General features: G+C 42.5%; 15 protein-coding genes and 4 pseudogenes. 12 read left to right on the top strand and 7 right to left on the bottom strand.

Annotation, left to right across the window (positions count from 1 at the left end; translation table 11 throughout):
• Positions 1-140 precede the first annotated feature (140 nt).
• Positions 141-356: a hypothetical protein gene (locus V7K40_RS24100; protein WP_334964207.1), complete on the bottom strand. Its 216-nt coding sequence runs from the start codon at positions 354-356 to the stop codon at positions 141-143.
• Positions 357-592: 236 nt separating this feature from the next.
• On the opposite strand from V7K40_RS24100, the gene V7K40_RS24095 reads away from it, so the two are divergent.
• The 4 genes and pseudogenes from V7K40_RS24095 to V7K40_RS24080 form a co-directional block, all read left to right on the top strand.
• Positions 593-1762, top strand: a complete 1170-nt coding sequence (locus V7K40_RS24095; RefSeq protein ID WP_334964205.1) for an epoxide hydrolase family protein — start codon at positions 593-595, stop codon at positions 1760-1762.
• Between the two features lie 38 nt (positions 1763-1800).
• Positions 1801-2342 (top strand): annotated as a pseudogene (locus V7K40_RS24090) (transposase); the annotation flags it as partial.
• Positions 2343-2547: 205 nt separating this feature from the next.
• Positions 2548-2793: a hypothetical protein gene (locus V7K40_RS24085; RefSeq protein WP_334964203.1), complete on the top strand. Its 246-nt coding sequence runs from the start codon at positions 2548-2550 to the stop codon at positions 2791-2793.
• Positions 2794-2859: 66 nt separating this feature from the next.
• Positions 2860-3072, top strand: a pseudogene (locus tag V7K40_RS24080) (thymidylate synthase); the annotation flags it as partial.
• A 24-nt stretch (positions 3073-3096) separates the two neighbouring features.
• On the opposite strand, the pseudogene V7K40_RS24075 reads toward V7K40_RS24080, so the two are convergent.
• A pseudogene (locus tag V7K40_RS24075) lies at positions 3097-3498 on the bottom strand (cobalamin-dependent protein); the annotation flags it as partial.
• Between the two features lie 477 nt (positions 3499-3975).
• Here V7K40_RS24075 and V7K40_RS24070 point away from each other — a divergent pair.
• The 4 genes and pseudogenes from V7K40_RS24070 to V7K40_RS24055 all read left to right on the top strand — a co-directional run bounded on the left by V7K40_RS24070 (position 3976) and on the right by V7K40_RS24055 (position 7898).
• Positions 3976-4236, top strand: a complete 261-nt coding sequence (locus V7K40_RS24070; RefSeq protein ID WP_334964201.1) for a hypothetical protein — start codon at positions 3976-3978, stop codon at positions 4234-4236.
• Between the two features lie 426 nt (positions 4237-4662).
• On the top strand, positions 4663-5673 hold the full coding sequence (gene trpS, locus V7K40_RS24065) for a tryptophan--tRNA ligase (protein ID WP_334964199.1): 1011 nt from the start codon (positions 4663-4665) through the stop codon (positions 5671-5673).
• A gap of 57 nt (positions 5674-5730) precedes the next feature.
• Positions 5731-6651 carry a methylenetetrahydrofolate reductase gene (locus V7K40_RS24060; RefSeq protein WP_298915371.1) on the top strand — a complete coding sequence of 307 codons (921 nt, stop codon included), beginning with the start codon at positions 5731-5733 and terminating at the stop codon, positions 6649-6651.
• Between the two features lie 350 nt (positions 6652-7001).
• Positions 7002-7898 (top strand): annotated as a pseudogene (locus V7K40_RS24055) (Rpn family recombination-promoting nuclease/putative transposase).
• Between the two features lie 186 nt (positions 7899-8084).
• Here the strand turns inward: V7K40_RS24055 and V7K40_RS24050 are convergent.
• From V7K40_RS24050 to V7K40_RS24040, 3 genes are all read right to left on the bottom strand, one after another.
• Positions 8085-8330 carry a hypothetical protein gene (locus tag V7K40_RS24050; protein WP_334964197.1) on the bottom strand — a complete coding sequence of 82 codons (246 nt, stop codon included), beginning with the start codon at positions 8328-8330 and terminating at the stop codon, positions 8085-8087.
• A gap of 219 nt (positions 8331-8549) precedes the next feature.
• Positions 8550-9098, bottom strand: coding sequence for a phosphate-starvation-inducible PsiE family protein (locus V7K40_RS24045; protein WP_298915379.1), 549 nt, complete (start codon positions 9096-9098; stop codon positions 8550-8552).
• Positions 9099-9187: 89 nt separating this feature from the next.
• The gene (locus V7K40_RS24040; RefSeq protein WP_334964195.1) at positions 9188-10108 is read right to left on the bottom strand and encodes a tetratricopeptide repeat protein; all 921 of its coding nucleotides are present in this window, start codon (positions 10106-10108) and stop codon (positions 9188-9190) included.
• 267 nt (positions 10109-10375) lie between these two features.
• Between V7K40_RS24040 and V7K40_RS24035 the strand changes: the two genes are divergently transcribed.
• Positions 10376-12424, top strand: coding sequence for an elongation factor G (locus tag V7K40_RS24035; protein ID WP_334964193.1), 2049 nt, complete (start codon positions 10376-10378; stop codon positions 12422-12424).
• A 101-nt stretch (positions 12425-12525) separates the two neighbouring features.
• Here V7K40_RS24035 and V7K40_RS24030 read toward each other — a convergent pair whose 3' ends face one another.
• Together V7K40_RS24030 and V7K40_RS24025 are read right to left on the bottom strand one after the other, a co-directional pair.
• On the bottom strand, positions 12526-12753 hold the full coding sequence (locus tag V7K40_RS24030) for a hypothetical protein (RefSeq protein WP_334964191.1): 228 nt from the start codon (positions 12751-12753) through the stop codon (positions 12526-12528).
• 14 nt (positions 12754-12767) lie between these two features.
• A complete protein-coding gene (locus tag V7K40_RS24025; protein WP_334964189.1) occupies positions 12768-14093 on the bottom strand; it encodes a hypothetical protein in 1326 nt (441 codons plus the stop codon).
• 112 nt (positions 14094-14205) lie between these two features.
• On the opposite strand from V7K40_RS24025, the gene V7K40_RS24020 reads away from it, so the two are divergent.
• From V7K40_RS24020 to V7K40_RS24010, 3 genes are all read left to right on the top strand, one after another.
• On the top strand, positions 14206-14892 hold the full coding sequence (locus V7K40_RS24020; protein ID WP_334964187.1) for a Uma2 family endonuclease: 687 nt from the start codon (positions 14206-14208) through the stop codon (positions 14890-14892).
• Between the two features lie 206 nt (positions 14893-15098).
• Positions 15099-16004 (top strand): polyphosphate kinase 2 family protein, encoded by a 906-nt coding sequence (locus V7K40_RS24015; protein ID WP_334964185.1) that lies wholly within the window; start codon positions 15099-15101, stop codon positions 16002-16004.
• Between the two features lie 111 nt (positions 16005-16115).
• Positions 16116-16790 carry a chemotaxis protein CheB gene (locus tag V7K40_RS24010; RefSeq protein ID WP_334964183.1) on the top strand — a complete coding sequence of 225 codons (675 nt, stop codon included), beginning with the start codon at positions 16116-16118 and terminating at the stop codon, positions 16788-16790.
• The last annotated feature ends 626 nt before the right edge of the window (positions 16791-17416 follow it).

The raw sequence follows: 17416 nt of genomic DNA, 5'->3' as shown, positions 1-17416 counted from the left end.
CCTCTCCCCTTCTAGGGGAGAGGCTTTGAATTTCTCCCCTTCCCTAGCAGGAACGCCAAAAATTTAGTCCTGCTGGATAAAGCAGTAAAGCTCTTTCCCCAGGCAAACCCAATTCTTGCAATTTACCGTGTAATCGCTGATTAAATAGTAATTTTTATAACAAATTCAGTACTAAATTGTGGTCTTGCATATAACTGCAAGCATAAGTTGTGATTACTATTGAAAAATATTGCTGCGACTAAAGCCGTTGTAATAATTTCTGCATCATTCATGTCACGACGAATATCATATTCTAGCCTAATGGCCTTCAAGAAATTGTCAGTGATAGCATAGATGGTAATTATTTCGTTTAACATTAACCCCTCCTACTTTTCCTCTGGAGGGGATTTTATTGCTTTAAAGGTTATGAAACTATGCACATGATGAAAAAAGGGCAAATCGAAAAAGTCGAGAAAGGAGCCGTTAGAGAACGGGTGAAATTCATAGCTAAAATCTTCGGAGTGGCTGCATAACTAATTCCCTTTCCAAAGCGTTTTCTGTCCCCAACAACTTTTTGCAACACAACCATTTTGACAGCGTTTGAAGGATAATCATGATGAAGATTGAGCCATTCAGGATCGACGTTCCTCAAAGCGAGATAGACGCGCTTCGCACGCGCTTGGCCAACACGCGCTGGGCGCCCGAACTTGACAACGAGGACTGGTCCTACGGAGTCAACGGCACCTACCTGCGCGAGCTGATGACCTATTGGCAGGACGGTTTCGACTGGCGCGCGCAGGAAGCGCGGATCAACAGCTTCGCGCAATTCCGTACAGAGATCGACAGCGTGCCGATCCATTTCATTCATGTGCGCAGCAAGGGCCCCAACCCCGTTCCCATCGTTCTCAACCACGGATGGCCCTGGACGTTCTGGGACCTCAAGGACGTCATCATGCCCCTGGCCGATCCTGCTGCACATGGCGGCGATCCTCAAGACGCCTTCGACGTCGTCGTCCCTTCGCTGCCAGGGTTCGCCTTCTCGGGGCCGCTGCCCCGGAACGGTGTCGGCTATGTCGAAACGGCCGACATGTGGGTCAGGCTGATGCGGGAACTGGGCTATGAGCGATTCGTCACGCAAGGCGGCGATGCAGGCGCGTTCCTGAGTGCGCGGCTTGGGCATGCGCATCCGGACTCGATCATCGGCGTCCATCTGAGCTTCCCTGTCCTCCCGGGGGTACCCAACGACGCCGGCGACCCGGCCGATTTTACCCCGGAGGAACGCGCCATGGTCGAAGGGGAGAAGGACACAGGCCAAGCGGCCTCCATCCACCTTCTGGTCAATGCCTCTGACCCACAGACCCTCGCCTGGGCGATGCACGACAGCCCGGCGGGTCAGGCGGCGTGGATGCTCCTTCGCCGCCGCGCCTGGAGCGATTGCCATGGGGACGTGGAAACCAAGTTCGACAAGGATACGCTGCTCACGCATTTCTCGTTATACTGGTTCACGAACAGCTTTGTCGGGTCGGAGCTGTTTTGCCGAGCTTCCGGATTTCCCCAGCCCATACCTCTGGCTAACGACATCAAGCCCGAGATCAGCGTGCCGACGGCTGTCGCCGTGATGCCCAAGGACCTGATGCACAGGCCACGCTCGATCGTTGCCGCACATAGCGATCTGCGCCAGTGGACCTTGTTCCCCAGCGGAGGACATTTTGCTCCAGCGGAGGAACCGAAGCTAATTACCGAAGACATCCGCTCGTTCGTTCGCCCCCTGCGCCAGCGCTGACTATCGTCAGTGGAAGCGCCGGGCGGCGCTTCCACTAATGTGATTATTTGGGACGAGTACCGAAGAACATAAAATTACCAGTGGAGAAAGTCAAGGAAGATGGCTCCTATCTGTCGTGGATTGCCCCTGATGGTAAATCAAAGAAAAAAGTGGCACAAAAATCATGGTGCGAGTAATTGAATACACTATTGATACTGAGGCAGAGCCAGAAATTTATCGCCTGATTACCAGTTTGACAGATATCGCTTTGTTCCCCGCTTTACTATTGGCGATGGAATATCATCAACGCTGGGAAATAGAAAATACCATTGATGAACTCAAACTTCACCTGCTAGGTCGCAAAACTCCCATTCATTCTCTAAACCCCCGTGAAGTTGTTCAAGAAATTTATGGTTGGCTTCTCGGTCATTGGGCTGTGCGTTCGCCCTTGGCGTTGGCGGAGCCATCGCTTATGTTTCAAGTTGCCCAACATGCTCAAATTTCCCCTTTATGATTAAGTTTTATCGGAACGCTTAATGTCGTGCGCCGTGCTATAACCAAGTTTCAGCGTCTTGAGCCAGAAGAAATACCTTTTTTTTAGCTTGGCTTGTGACCGAAATTCTTGATGAACAGATACCGGAGCGCGAAGGAAGAAGTAACCCGCGAGTTGTGAAAAAAACAAGAGCTAAATTTCCCTTCAAGAAACCGATACACAAAGGAGCCGGAGCCAAAATTGAGACACTCAACTTCTCTGTATACAATACGGCTTAGACCTTAACTGAACCGTATTGAGAGGTGCGATCACAGTGAAAATAAATCTTAATCAAAAAGTCAAGGTTAAGGTAACTTCTGTGGGTAAATCACATTTTATCCACAGGCACAAGGATTTATTTGGAGATAGCTCATACGCTCCAAAATTCCAATTTCTACAGGAAGATGAGGAAGGGTACTCAGTCTGGCAACTCTGGGATTTAATCGGGCACTTCGGTGAAGCCCTACAATTACTAACATTGCACCCACCAATTGAAACAGAAATAGAGTTAATTGAGTAGGAGCGTCAAAATATAGTAGAAGAAATTAAAACTTATAAATAGTATAAATATGAAAGTTTAGTCAATATGTCGGGTGAAGTTGGAAATAAAAAAACTCGATTTGAGTACAGAGCTACGCATAAACCCAACCAGCTTATCTTAGGTGGTGGGCAAACGGCAGTGATTACGGGCTGGACAGTCAAAGAAGCGATCGCTAAACACCTGCAACCCGAAGAGTATGCTGTAATTGGGCAACTATACTCGCCAACCTGTGGGATAAGTTTACTAATTCGTAATTTGCTATAAGTGACACATCAGTTAGAACGCGATCGCATCTAAAAATTGCGGAACTGTAATCTCCCCTTCATCTAAAATCAAGTAGTTAGCTTCTCCTTTTTGGGCAGGTTCTGGTACTGAGGTTGCATAAGGCCCACCCACAGCAACTTTTTTCCCCAGTTGCGCTGCTTTGTGAATTTGGGCGAGAAAGTCTTCTTTTTGTGCAAGCATGGCAGAAAGAATCACGATGTCGCACCATTGCCAATCAGCATACGTTTCTTGGTTAACATTGCGGTCATAAAACCGAACTTCCCAGTCTGTTGGTAGCATAGCAGCAACAGTCAGAATCCCTAGCGGTGGAATAAATGCTTTAAGTCCCGCTATTTTCATGAATTTGTCGTAAGACCAAAAGGTTTTGGTAAAACGGGGGTAAAGTAAGAGTACTTTCATTGCTATAGTCCTTTAATTAAATTTTGGTCGAAATATTTTTTACTTTTGATAAATCCGTGTTTTAGATGCTCATTGCAGAGATGATGCTAAAATGCCACTACCTTTATTTTTCAGAGATTTGTATCTGCAAAGGTGATCTTCCTGTCAGTTGGCACGATTACCGCCGTTGTAATAAAACCTAATGACGAATTTGTGGAGCGAAAAACTGTTAAATCAATCGTCTCCTGGTAAGTCCAGAAATAATTGAGCATTTTTATGAGTCAGAGTAGTAAAGTTTTTATCAGCAGACTCTCTTGAGTTAAAAATTTAACTTACAATTTCCAGGTTACTGCTACTTTATCTGACAAAACATAAATTTTGTCTATTTCTGTAAATTAAAAGTATCTAAACTGCTCTGATGAGGAGAAAAAGTGTTAACTACGGCGTTTTGCAGTTTAGTATTTGTATTACCGTGTTATGTAAACGCAATCTTTTACAATGGCATTGCATCGACTTACAATGCGATTGCATCGGCTGACAATGCCATTGTATCAGCTAACAATGCGATTGCATCGGCTGACAATGGCATTGTATCGACTTACAATGCGATTGCATCGACTTACAATGCGATTGTATTGGCTGACAATGGCATTGTATCAGCTAACAATGGGATTGCATCGACTTACAATTCGATTGCATCAAGTTTCTATTTACAGATTACAGTCGGGTGGGCATTACAATGCATTGGTGTTAACTTAAACCAAAATACTTTTAAAACCTCGTTTCCAGGTCTAAGAAGGAAATGCATCTTATTGCGGTGCCACGAGTAACAAAGGCAAAGCCTTACAGTAGGTAGGCATTAAGACCTGAGTCTCTTGACGAGGCAATCTTTTAAAGCTCTGTCTAGACTACACTAATGATTGTAATGCTCACCCTACAAGCTGTTGTTAGCATATTAAGTTATCGTTTTTGTTCATCAAGAGTTTCTACACCAATCCGAGTTGAGTTAAAATCTCTAATCCTGTAACGGCGAGTTGACCAGGAAAATGTCAAAATTAAATGAGTTTTGCGTAGGCGCATACTCCTACGGGGATCTTGCTGGGCGCAGCGTCTCCAAGAGTTGCGACTTGTCGCCAGACATCGCCACTTTACTAGCGCGGATTTGAGATAACTAAGTTGAAATTTATGGGCAAGCAACGTGTTCTTTCTGGAGTTCAACCAACGGGCAATTACCATCTAGGCAACTACTTGGGAGCCATTCGCAACTGGGTAGAAGGTCAGAGCGAATACGAAAATTACCTTTTTGTAGCTGATTTGCACGCGATTACAGTGCCACACGACCCAACACAGTTGGCCGCTGATACCTACACCCTCGCTGCTCTCTATCTAGCTTGTGGTCTTGATTTAAATCACTCGACCATTTTTGTCCAATCTCACGTTTCGGCCCATAGTGAACTCACCTGGTTACTCAACTGCATTACACCTCTAAACTGGCTGCAAGATATGATCCAGTTCAAGGAAAAAGCACTCAAGCAGGGAGAAAATGTGAGTGCAGGCTTATTGGATTACCCTGTGCTGATGGCAGCTGATATTTTGCTTTACCAAGCCGATAAAGTGCCAGTGGGTGAAGACCAAAAGCAACACTTGGAATTGACACGGGATATTGCGGCTCGGTTAAATCACCAATTTGGTAAACCAGATCAACCAGTTCTGAAGTTACCAGACCCTTTGATTCGCAAGGAAGGGGCAAGGGTGATGAGTTTGGCGGACGGTACACGCAAAATGTCGAAGTCCGATCCTTCAGAGTTAAGCCGAATCAGTTTGCTAGATCCGCCAGAGCAGATTCAATACAAGATTAAGCGTTGTAAAACTGATCCGATTCGTGGGCTGACTTTTGATGATCCAGCGCGTCCGGAGTGTAATAACTTGTTAACGCTCTATACATTGCTTTCTGGTAAAACGAAGGAAGATGTAGCAGTTGAGTGTCAGGATATGGGCTGGGGACAATTTAAACCATTATTGACAGACACGATAATTGAGTCCCTGAAGCCAATCCAAGAAAAATATCAGTCAATAACGGCGGACAAAGGCTATTTGGAATCTGTGTTGCGGGATGGAGGGGAAAAAGCTAGAGCGATCGCAAATCAAACTTTATCACAAGTAAAAACTGCTTTAGGCTACTCTCTTCCTTTATAGGTTTTCCCTTCAGGTGTGATTTGCTATACCATTTAATAAATGGAAGTTCTTAATTTTATGCATTACACCCATAGCCGCACAGCCTTCAAGAGAGCTGTACAAGCAGGTGAATTTCTAGTTACAGCCGAGGTAGCACCTCCGAAAGGGGGAGATCCAGCCCATATGATTCAAATGGCGGCGACCCTTAAGGGAAGGGTTCATGCTGTCAATGTTACTGATGGTAGCCGTGCAATGTTACGGATGTCTTCGTTAATGGCGTCGGTGATTTTGTCACAAAACGGCATAGAGCCAATTTGTCAAGTTGCTTGCCGCGATCGCAACCGCATTGGTTTACAAGCTGATTTAATGGGCGCTCATGCTTTGGGCATTCATAACATTTTAGCTTTGACTGGTGACCCAGTAAAAGCAGGCGATCATGCAGATGCCAAATCAGTATTTGATTTGGAAGCTGTGCGACTGCTACAACTAATTCGGAAGATGAATCAAGGCGTTGATTGCAACGAGAAACCCTTGACTGATGGAGCGCTAGATTTATTTGTTGGTGCAGCGGTAGATCCACAATGTAAAAGCTGGTCGGGTTTGCAAAGTCGATTTGAACGCAAAATCGAAGCAGGAGCGCAGTTTTTTCAAAGTCAGTTGATTACCGATTTTGACCTGCTAGAAAAGTTTATGGACACAATTGCCGCTGGTTATAAAAAACCGATTTTGGCAGGAATTTTTCTGTTGAAATCGGCAAAAAATGCCCAGTTTATTAATAGGTGTGTTCCGGGTGTAAATATTCCCCAGCATATTATTGATAGATTGGCAAAAGCCAAAGACCCTTTTGAGGAAGGAATAAAAATTGCAGCCGAGCAAGTGCAAATAGCGCGGCAATTGTGTCAGGGTGTCCATGTGATGGCGGTGAAGCGTGAAGATGCGATCGCGCCAATTTTAGATTTAGCTGGGGTTGCTCCAGTTAATCAGTTGGTATCCAAGTAAACAAAATGATGGATTTTTTTATTAAAGCAGATGGGAGCAACCATCTGCTTTTTTTTACGCCGAATCAGATGCCTGACTTTTCACGGTATTTGGAAAACCTCTCTCTAAATCTCTCTCCTAAAAGGAGGAGCCACTGCGCCCTTGCGGTCTGCTGACTTCTTCGCTCTTAGCGTTCCCGCTCTTTAGTGGCGTTAGAGACTTTGAATTTTCCCCCTTAGAGCGTCGGGAAGGGGGTTAGGGGGTTAGGTTTTTCGTGGGCTTTTCCACATGATCTCAATTGTTAGAATCAGACATGCGTACAGTATTTTTGATAAACTTTCAATACCCAATTTTCGCTTGACTAAATCCAGGTGCAAACTGACAAAATATTTTATAGTTTATTTCAAGCTTTTCCTAGCATATTTTTTACAAAAATTGGCGATCCGACTGTCAATGTCAACGCCTATGAATTTGTTTGAGTCGAACTCAAAGAAACTGCTTTTAGAATTGATGGGGTATTCATCCCCACAAATCAAACCACAAATCAACCACTGTACTTTGTGGAAGTCCAGTTTCAATTAGACTCAACTTTTTATAGACGCTTCTTTGCCGAAATCTTTCTTTACTTGCGTCAAAACGAATCAGTAAATTTTTGGCGTGCTGTCGTTATTTATCCGCAACGAAGTTTAGATCCCACTGATCGGCTACCGTATGAGTTGCTGCTAAACAGTTCACAAGTGCGACGCATTTATCTAGATGAATTAGATACGGGGGAGAACTCACTTAAAGTTGCGATCGTTAAATTAATTATTGAAAGAGAAGAGACAGCTGTTGACAAAGGTAGAGAATTGATTTTACAAGCAAGACAACAACTGACAGATGAAGCAACCAGAAAGCAAATTGTAGAATTAATAGAGACTATCCTATTGTACAAATTTACCCGGTTAAGCCGAGAGGAGTTAGCAGAAATGTTGGGTATAGACGATGAATTCAAAAAGACAAGGATGTATCAATCAATCAAGCAAGATGGCTTGGAAGAAGGTCGGCAGGAAGGTCGGCAGGAAGGTTGGCAACAAGGTCGGCAGGAAGGTCAGCAACAAGGTCGGCAGGAAGGTCAGCAACAAGGTCGGCAGGAAGGTCGGCAACAAGCTAAATTAGAAGCTATTCCTCGGTTGTTGGCATTGGGGTTGAGTGTAGAACAAGTGGCGGTGGCTCTCGATTTGACAGTGGTGCAAGTACAGCAAGCAGCCCAGAATCAGTCTGGCTGATAGTGGGCGCTGCTTGAGTATTGCCCTTTATCTTTGGAAACACTCTGCTGTATATTGCTTGAGCAAAGCGTGCAAGATATCAATAAAATTTTTTACCTGAAGTGCGATCGCCTCTTTTATGTTTAGTTTCACTAAATGAGAAGCGATGTCTACGACGGGCTACGCCTACGCAGTTAAACACCTGGGTTACATCTTACCGCGTTGCATCACTTCTTGTAGATGTCGGCGAACCTCTTGTGCATGTTCAATATCAGATTGGCGCAATTTTTGGAACAACTCTACACAAGGCTGAGAACCTACTTGCTCTGCATCTTTGATGTAAACATCATAAGCTTTAACGGCTTCAGCCTTGTTGTGCAACACCGTGATAAAATCGTACTCCAAGTTGCTAATTGGTTCTTGAGACTGTCCGTTACCTGTATTTGTAGTCATTGCTTGACCCTCTTTTAGAATTTCTAATTAACTTTATACTTACCCTTCAAGAGCGATTCATCTCCCCAAAAGAGTATAGTTGAATACGTCGGAAGTACCTTATGAGGGTAAGTTAGGTACTAATACTTCTGGCTTAACAGCCATCAAAAAAACCGATATGACTCTTTCAACTCTTTCTCCCCTGTTCTCCCACTCCTCACTCCCTAATTTCATAGAAGTTTATCCAAGAGGTTGATTTTCATCACATTGACGTGAATACTGCAATTCCAACTCATTTTGTCGTTCCCTATCTCCTCTATACACAATCGGGCACAACTTAGTGTTAGCGCTCATACAATCCATGTGTGGCGTCTTAGCACAGACTACAAGTAGCCCACCCAAAACAAACAACAAACCACAAATTGCAGCTGTATTAACCCAAGAAATTTCCAGCGCTCCCTGAACTACTACTTCTCGCAGTAGAGATACAATTGTTACCTCAACTGCTACCCCCACAGAGATACTATGTTCTTGCAAGTAAACCATTAACAACCGAAATAACTCGACTAAAATCAACACAAATAGGATTTTTGCAGTCACATGTTTATAATCCAGTTGCTGCGTAATGGCGATAAATAACCCCCACAATTGCATCAGCATGACGGCAAACAAAGCCAAACACAAGACAATCACAATTAAGTCTTGGAAGGCTTCCATGTTGCGAACAATTGAGTGTCGATCAAGCCAGCGATCAGAAAATAAAAATCGACTCTTCAGGCGCTTTTGCATGTACGTTTCATTCCAATCGGGACAAGTTAAGACAACACCAGCGAGTCAACCCAATAATTTTATGTTATGCAATATTAAGCTTTTGTGCCTCAGCGAGGTTGGTAATTTAAATTTTGTACCTGTTGCAACAATTGCCCGGCATTTTTTGCCCACGAGGGATTACCCTGAGCATTGTATAAATCTCTAGCAAATTGGAATACTTGTACTGCATTTCCATATTGCTGTAGCTGCATAAAAACTAACCCTGCACCATAATAAGCGTTGGGATAGTTGGAATTAGCTTCTGCTGATTTTCTAAAAGCTTCTAATGCCTCTTGTAATTTACCTTGCTGAAACAAAATTGAACCGAGATTGTAGTAAGCTTCTGGATACTTGGGATTAATTTTTACTGCCTGATTAAAGGCATTTTTTGCTTGCTCAAGTTTGCCTTGTTGGAGATAACACATCCCTATATGATAAGGAGGCTCTGGTGCATTTTTGCTATATTCTATGGCTTTTATAAAAGATGCGATCGCTAGCTCACAATCTCGTTGCTGTTCTCGTACCAACCCCAAGTTATAGTGGGCAAATCCTAGTTTGGAATCAAGTTCTAACGCACGTTGCAAATAATCGTTAGCTAACTTTAAATTATTACCTTCTAACAACGCACCACCTAAATTAGCAAAAGCAGGAGCAAATTTGGGATCGGCTTGCGTCGCTCGATAAAATGCATCCGCAGAGGGTTGTAATTGTCCCGTTTGTCGGAATGCTAGCCCTAAATTATAGTGCGCTGGTGCTAATGTCGGATCTAATTGGGCTGCTTGTTTAAAGGCGGCGATCGCATCTTGTACCCTTCCCGCCTGAATTGCCTGTAAACCTTGGTTTAACCAGTCTATGGCAGTTTTACCATTAGATTGTGCCAGCTTTGAGAGGACAGGAGGAGATAAAGAAAGAGAAGGGGAAGGAATGCTAACAACCAGTATCAAACTTACTAACCCTGCTATGCGATATTTAGATAATGATAATCCCATTGAATTCCTAACTTGCAACACTTTCAGTTAAATTTACTTCATAATAAGTTTTTTACAAAAATTTTTAATTTGCTATGAAAGTTTGTGATAGTTAACTTTTCTTAAGCTAAATCTTACGACAGGCTACAATTTTTTGAAGTTTCGATTAAAAGAAGGATAATAACAAATTAAAGAAGGGGTAATTTTGACTCCAGAGAACCATTTTTTATCCCTGATATATACAGCAGAATAATGCGGTTAGGAAAGACTTACCGCAAGGGGGGTTTTATGAACGAAAAAGTAAAATCGGGTTCGCGGAATGTTGCAATCGTCGGGCCTTATTTAAGTGGAAAAACCACTTTACTAGAAAGCTTGTTATTTGTCACAGGGGCAATTTCCCGCAAAGGGAGTGTTAAGGACAGCAATACAGTGGGAGATAGTGCTGCCGAGTCGCGCGATCGCCACATGAGTGTAGAAGTCAGCGCCGCTACCACTGAGTATAGCGGCATTCGTTTCACTTTTATAGACTGTCCGGGAAGTGTAGAATTTGCCCAAGAAACGTACAATGCTTTAATCGGAGTGGATGCGGCAATTGTAGTTTGCGAACCCATACGCGAACGAGTCCTCACCCTCGCCCCTCTATTTAAATTCCTCGACGATTGGGAAATTCCCCACCTCGTCTTTGTCAACAAAATGGATCGGGCAAATATTCACGTTTTGGAAACATTGAACGCCCTGAAAGCAGTATCTAGCCGTCCCTTGGTAGCGCATCAATATCCCATCATGAATGGGGAACAACTCACCGGCTTTATTGATATGGTGAGCGAACAGGCATATCAATATCATCCAGGCGCACCTGCTGACCCCATCTCCTTTCCCGAAAGCTTAAAAGAAGAAGAACATATAGCACGAGCAGAAATGCTCGAAGCATTAGCAAATTTTGACGACCATTTACTTGAAGAACTTTTAGAAGACATTGAGCCACCCCAAGAGGAAATCCTCAAAGATTTAAAAATGGAATTAGGGGCAGATTTGGTAGTGCCCGTTTTCTTTGGTGTGGCAGAACAAGATTATGGTGTTAGACCTCTATTAGAAGCCTTGTTACGGGAAGCCCCCGAACCAGAAACCACAGCAGAACGTCGCTTAAAAAACTTAAAAGGTGGTACACCTTTAGCGCAGGTATTAAAAACTTACTACACTCCCCAAGGTGGCAAACTCTCTCTGGTGCGTGTTTGGCGGGGCAAATTAACTGATGGTATTGTCCTCAATGGGATTCGGACTGGTGGAATTTACCGCCTCATGGGACAACAACAGCAGTTTGTTAACCAAGTTAGTGCTGGTGAAATTGTCGGATTGAGTCGTTTAGAAGGAATCAAGACAGGGGATACAATCTCTATAGAACAGCAGTCGGCAATAGAATTACCCAAAGCTGTACAGTTGGAACCAGTGTATGCTCTCGCTATCACACCAGAAAAGCGCAACGATGAAGTTAAACTCAGTGGTGCCATTACCAAGTTATTGGAAGAAGACTGCTCACTTGCTTGGGAACAACACGGCGATACTCACGAAGTAATCTTGTGGGGTCAAGGCGAGATTCATTTGCAAGTCACCCTAGACAGACTGCGCCGCAAATATAATCTACCGATGACAACCCATTTACCGCAAGTGCCTTACAAAGAAACTATCCGCAAAACGGTGGCTTCTGTTCATGGGCGCTACAAGCACCAAAGCGGTGGTCACGGACAGTTTGGTGATGTTTTTCTCGACATCAAGCCTTTACCACGCGGTACAGGTTTTAACTTTAATGAAACCATTGTCGGCGGCGTGGTTCCCAAACAGTATATTCCTGGGGTAGAAATGGGCGTGCGGGAATTTCTAACGCATGGGCCTTTGGGCTACCCAATAGTCGATGTGGCGGTAACTCTGACTAATGGTTCATACCACAACGTTGATAGTTCCGAACAAGCCTTTAAGCAAGCTGCCCGATTGGCAATGCAAACGGGGATACCCCAAGCCGAACCTACCCTGTTAGAACCAATTCTGCGGGTGGAAGTGACCACACCTAGCGAATTTACCTCCAAAGTGCTGCAACTGTTGAGTGGTAGACGGGGGCAAATTTTAGGTTATGAGGGTAAAAACGATTGGCAAGGCTGGGATAATGTCTCTGCATACTTGCCACAAGCAGAGATGCAAAACTTTATAGTAGAGCTGCGATCGCTCACTCTTGGCGTTGGCTCCTTCCACTGGGAATATGACCATCTCCAGGAAGTGCCGGAAAAACTTGCTGAACGTGTAATTCACAGTAATGGTAATGGTGCTAACGGCAACGGCAAGTAATTTTGAATTAATGTAAAGTTGCGATCGCTCGAAGGCTCAGATTCCCGACTTCTCGAAGAAGTCGGGGAGCTTTTAGAATCAATAAAAGGATTTGTAAAACTCTACCGTTCATAGAGGTCTTCACGCTGCCAATCCCGACCTTCAAGTTGAGCAGATCGAGTTTTGATTTGGTCAATAAATTCTCTTTCGGCTTCCCACATTGCAAGGTTAGTTTGAGGTGCAGTTATTTCACCAAGATGAAGGTCAATGGCTTGGCGAATAATTTCTGCTTCACTTACACCCGCCTGTTGGGCGATCGCTTTTAGCAGATGTTCTTGACGTGGTTCCATATAAAGGCGGGGTTCTATGGGATCAATTTTTCTAAAATTTTTTCTAAAAAAGACTCTGCTTCTTTTAATAAAGAGCGATGTAGTTTACGAAAGTGTTCTTCTTTAATAGGTGTATGATTTAGACCAAGCCATTTGAATTTATCTGACAAATCTTTCCAAGACTTTTTAATATCTGTTTCTTTTCCATGATCTGCATCATGACGTAGCCACTTGTTTCTTAAATGCTTGATACACCAAATAAAATCACAATCTACCTTTTCATCTAGTACACCACCGTGTTTAGTTAAAAAGCGTAAATTATCTTTTCCTGCTCCCTCATAAAAAGTAAAGTATAAATAATCTATAAAGTCTCCAAAACTCCGTTTATCTTGAGGTATTATCCAAGGTAAATTTGCACAAGCTTCTAAAAGTTTACTTGTGGGTTTAAACATTTCTTTCTGTTCTTTAGTTTGCGTTACCTCATTACATTGAATAATTAAGTCCCAAATTCGTTTTACCTCTGTATTTGCCTGAGCAGCAGGAGAAAGTAGTATTAGAGATCCTTCGTCCTCTTCTTCACATGATTCTACAATTGTTATTAATTCATCTTGTTGAATAATCGGTAGTAATAAATCTATCTCACAGGAAGCTAATTCATCATCTGCTGGTACTGTAATAATATTAATTAAAGTTTCCGTAGTAGTTAGTAATTGATCTTCTGCTAAATGTAAAGAAGTCTCTAAAGCCCGATAAACTTTTTCACTTGTACTTTGCTCAAGACGTTGATAGGTCTTTTCTACAAAATCTGTATAAACACTTGAAGGTTTTAATAAATTTTGTACTAAAGCTGGATTTTTACTAAATAGATTGAGTTCTTGAATTTGACGTGTAACTTCTGTGAAACTTTTATCCCATACCCTTGAGGCAAGTGCGATTTCCTTTAATTCACGAGACGGCTTAAAAATTTCCAGACTGGGCTGAACCAGTTTTTGCCAAGTAAAAATTTGTTTATTTAAATTTGTATACAACTTGTCTTGTGCGAATTTATATTCCTCTACTGGTCTAAGTCTTGATTTACCAGATAAATTTTCTAATACCTCAGAAGAGTGGGAGAATAGCCTTGATTTACCAGAGAGATTTTCTAACAACTCAGAAGAGTGGGAGAATAGCCTTGATTTACCAGATAGGTTTTCTAACAACTTAGAGTGGGAGAATAGCCTTGCTCTGCCAGTAAAGCTCTCTTCTATCCCGCTAGTTTGCTCAGATATTTTTGAAAAAATAGATGTGTAAGAGCTATTTAAATTTCCAAGATTTTGTAATAGTTTTTTAAAGGAGCTATCGTTAAATTCTTCAAATGACATATAATTTTTCTATATAGTTTTGACAATATTTATTATAATCTAAGAAATAGGAAGCTACAATAGCTTAATATTGGCTATTGCAAGCTTCAACATGAAATTTCAATGGTAAGTAATGGTAACACTTCAATTACGACAATTAAGTGTTCCGCCAGGACATAGAGTAATACTCCACGATGTTAGCTGGCAAGAATTTGAGGCAATTTTAGAAGAACTTGGCGACCATCGAGCCACTCGGTTGGCTTACAGCCAAGGAACTTTGGAGATGAGGATGCCGTTACCGAAGCATGAGAAAGCCAAAGTCATCATTGGGGATTTGGTGAAAATTCTGCTGGAGGAGTTAGAGATTGACTGTGAGACATTTGGCTCAACCACCTTTAAACGTGAAGATATGGCTTTCGGTGTAGAGCCTGATGATTCTTTCTACATTCAAAATCATGCTCGGATGATTGGTAAAGAGCGAATAGACTTGAGGGTTGATCCGCTACCTGACCTTGCAATTAAAGTTGATGTTACTTCCAAAACTCAACTGGATGCTTACGAAGCGTTAGGAGTTCCTGAACTGTGGCGATATGAAGATAGGAAGCTACAAATTAATATTCTTCAGAATGGCAAATACATTGAGTCTGAAATTAGTTCTACTTTTTCCAACTTGCCCATTGTTGAAGCAATTCCCCAGTTTGTCGAACAGAGCCGAACTTTAGGCAGAAGTCCAACGCTGAGAGCATTTCGTCAATGGGTAAGAAAGCAAATCAACCCAACTTACAGCAGTTTTCATGTATTTGAACCACATCTATCGTAGGGGCACAGCAATGCTGTGCCCCTACCGCGTGGTCTATTTACCTGAAAATAGCTGTAACGTAACCCTTGCTCTTTTAACAACTCATATTCCAAGCTGCATCAACTTCTGCATCAAAATATTCTTTAATTAAGAAATAATAATTATCAGAAATTAGTACTTCATAATATGCTTGGTTTATAAGTAGCTGTCAGGAAATTTTATTACATATGAATTACGATGCTTTCATTGTTCCACCAGGTTCAAAGATTTCTCTGAAAAAAAACTATGACCCAGCTTATAAGAATGATTTTAATCAAAAAGCTGATGCTGCAATCAAATTACAGGCAGATATTGAACGACTAGCAAATTACCAAAATATTCTCTACGCTCAAAACACTTATGCCTTATTGATTATTTTTCAAGCAATGGATGCTGCTGGTAAAGATAGCACAATTAAACATGTGACATCTGGTGTTAACCCGCAAGGATTTCAGGTGTTTAGTTTCAAGAGTCCCAGTGCGGAAGAATTAGACCATGACTACCTGTGGCGAACAACTAAGGCTTTGCCAGAAAGAGGTCGAATTGGGATATTCAACCGCTCATACTATGAAGAAGTGCTAGTAGCTCGTGTCCATCCAGAAATCTTGAAAAAGCAACAACTTCCTTACTTCCCTGAAGGAAATAAGATATGGAAACAACGCTTTGAAGAAATTAATGGTTTGGAAAAATATTTGGTAGACAATGGTGTAATCATCCTGAAGTTCTTTCTCAATGTTTCTAAATCAGAGCAGAAAAAACGTTTTTTAGAACGGATTGAATCTCCTGAAAAAAATTGGAAGTTTTCAGATAGCGATGTCCGAGAACGAGCTTTTTGGGATGATTATATGAATGCTTACGAAGAAGTTTTCAATCACACTAGTACGAAATCGGCTCCCTGGTATATTATTCCTGCCGATCGCAAATGGTTTACTCGCCTGGTAGTCGCTAATATTATCTGCACAAAATTACAAGAACTAAATCTGCGATACCCAACAGTGAGTGAGGAACATAGGCAGCAGCTTTTAGAAGCAAAACGCATTCTAGAGCAGGAAGATGAACCTATGAAATTAGTGGAGAAAGAGAAAAAAAAGTAAGCTATTTCAAATAATATATTATATAATTTCTGAAATATAATATGAATAATCAAAAATTTTTTATTCTCTGTGTAACGAATAAGTTTGGTTGGTAATGAGAACCTAAAAATTATGATTAAAATAGCGGAAAATGCCAGCAATCATCCACCTCAGTTTACTAACGCTACTTTTGATATTGTAGCGATCGCAGCCTCAGCAGGCGGTGTGACTGCTTTAATTGAAGTGCTATCGACTCTACCAGCAGAATTTACAGCCGCGATTGCCATTGTGCAACACATTCCTCCGCAAGATCGGTCGCTCATGGCAGAAATTCTCAGTCGGCGCACGGCTATTAGCGTCAAACAGGCAGAGGAGGGAGATATCCTTACCCCAGGAACGGCTTACGTTGCTGCACCCGATCATCACTTGTTGGTTAACGGTGACGGCACGCTTTCCTTATCACAGTCGGAATTGGTACATTTTTTACGTCCTAGGGCTGACTTGTTATTTGAATCGGTTGCAGCCACTTACAAAAATAGAGCGATCGCCCTTGTGCTAACTGGAACGGGTAATGATGGCACGGTCGGGGTAGAGGCAATTAAAAAAATGGGTGGTACTATCATTGTCCAAGATGTAAAAACCGCTGAATTTTCCGGGATGCCCTCAGCTGCGATTCAAGCTGGCAAAGTAGATTTTATTCTCCCCCTGAATAAAATCTCTAACGCCTTGATGACTTTAGTCATGGGAGAATTATTACTAAACCCAGAGGTAGGGGGGCATACAACTCTTGGAGAGGCTGCGCCCTAAGTACAGCCCAACATAAATGAGGTACGGAATTCGTTTTTTGAATTAAACGTGTCTAGTAGCATCACCGAAACAGGGAGTAGGGAGTAGGGAGTAGGGAATAGGGAAAGAGAGAAAATACCCTACTCCTATATGGTTTGAAGCCTCCCTCTTTAGGGGGAAAAGAAGAGAAAAAATTGTGTGGAGAGGCACTGCCGACACACAATCAGTCAATATTAAATCCCCTGTTTTCAAACAGGGGTTCCCTACTCCCTCTCCCCTACTCCCTACTCCCTTGTTAAAGTTTTTATTTCTGACCCCTTTTTGCGGTGACGTGTACTAAGCGTAGCTATGGCGCAGGGTTTACAACTACGCTCAGTACAAGTCAGGACAACCTCAGGACAAGCTCAACAACTAGGGGAGCAGAGGAGATATGTTTTAAAATACAACTTGGTGTAAACATACTTTCATGAGTCTTTGATACTCGTTAATCCACCTCAGAACTCCGTTAACGAGTCTTTGATACTCGTTAATCCACTTCAGAACTCCGTTAACGAGTCTTTGATACTCGTTAATCCACCTCAGAACTCCGTTAACGAGTCTTTGATACTCGTTAATCCACTTCAGAACTCCGTTAACGAGTCTTTGAT

It is taken from the genome of Nostoc sp. (assembly GCF_036917195.1).
GTDB lineage: Bacteria > Cyanobacteriota > Cyanobacteriia > Cyanobacteriales > Nostocaceae > Nostoc.
The sequence above is the reverse complement of the archived record's forward strand: the minus strand, read 5'-3'. Positions and strand labels throughout refer to the sequence as shown.

Excerpts from the sequence above, each read along its gene's own strand:
- V7K40_RS24100 (WP_334964207.1), bottom strand. The coding sequence starts at position 356 with ATGTTAAACGAAATAATTACCATCTATGCTATCACTGACAATTTCTTG.
- V7K40_RS24095 (WP_334964205.1), top strand. The coding sequence starts at position 593 with ATGATGAAGATTGAGCCATTCAGGATCGACGTTCCTCAAAGCGAGATA.
- V7K40_RS24070 (WP_334964201.1), top strand. The coding sequence starts at position 3,976 with ATGGCATTGCATCGACTTACAATGCGATTGCATCGGCTGACAATGCCA.
- trpS (WP_334964199.1), top strand. The coding sequence starts at position 4,663 with ATGGGCAAGCAACGTGTTCTTTCTGGAGTTCAACCAACGGGCAATTAC.
- V7K40_RS24060 (WP_298915371.1), top strand. The coding sequence starts at position 5,731 with ATGCATTACACCCATAGCCGCACAGCCTTCAAGAGAGCTGTACAAGCA.
- V7K40_RS24050 (WP_334964197.1), bottom strand. The coding sequence starts at position 8,330 with ATGACTACAAATACAGGTAACGGACAGTCTCAAGAACCAATTAGCAAC.
- V7K40_RS24045 (WP_298915379.1), bottom strand. The coding sequence starts at position 9,098 with ATGCAAAAGCGCCTGAAGAGTCGATTTTTATTTTCTGATCGCTGGCTT.
- V7K40_RS24040 (WP_334964195.1), bottom strand. The coding sequence starts at position 10,108 with ATGGGATTATCATTATCTAAATATCGCATAGCAGGGTTAGTAAGTTTG.
- V7K40_RS24035 (WP_334964193.1), top strand. The coding sequence starts at position 10,376 with ATGAACGAAAAAGTAAAATCGGGTTCGCGGAATGTTGCAATCGTCGGG.
- V7K40_RS24030 (WP_334964191.1), bottom strand. The coding sequence starts at position 12,753 with ATGGAACCACGTCAAGAACATCTGCTAAAAGCGATCGCCCAACAGGCG.
- V7K40_RS24025 (WP_334964189.1), bottom strand. The coding sequence starts at position 14,093 with ATGTCATTTGAAGAATTTAACGATAGCTCCTTTAAAAAACTATTACAA.
- V7K40_RS24020 (WP_334964187.1), top strand. The coding sequence starts at position 14,206 with ATGGTAACACTTCAATTACGACAATTAAGTGTTCCGCCAGGACATAGA.
- V7K40_RS24015 (WP_334964185.1), top strand. The coding sequence starts at position 15,099 with ATGAATTACGATGCTTTCATTGTTCCACCAGGTTCAAAGATTTCTCTG.
- V7K40_RS24010 (WP_334964183.1), top strand. The coding sequence starts at position 16,116 with ATGATTAAAATAGCGGAAAATGCCAGCAATCATCCACCTCAGTTTACT.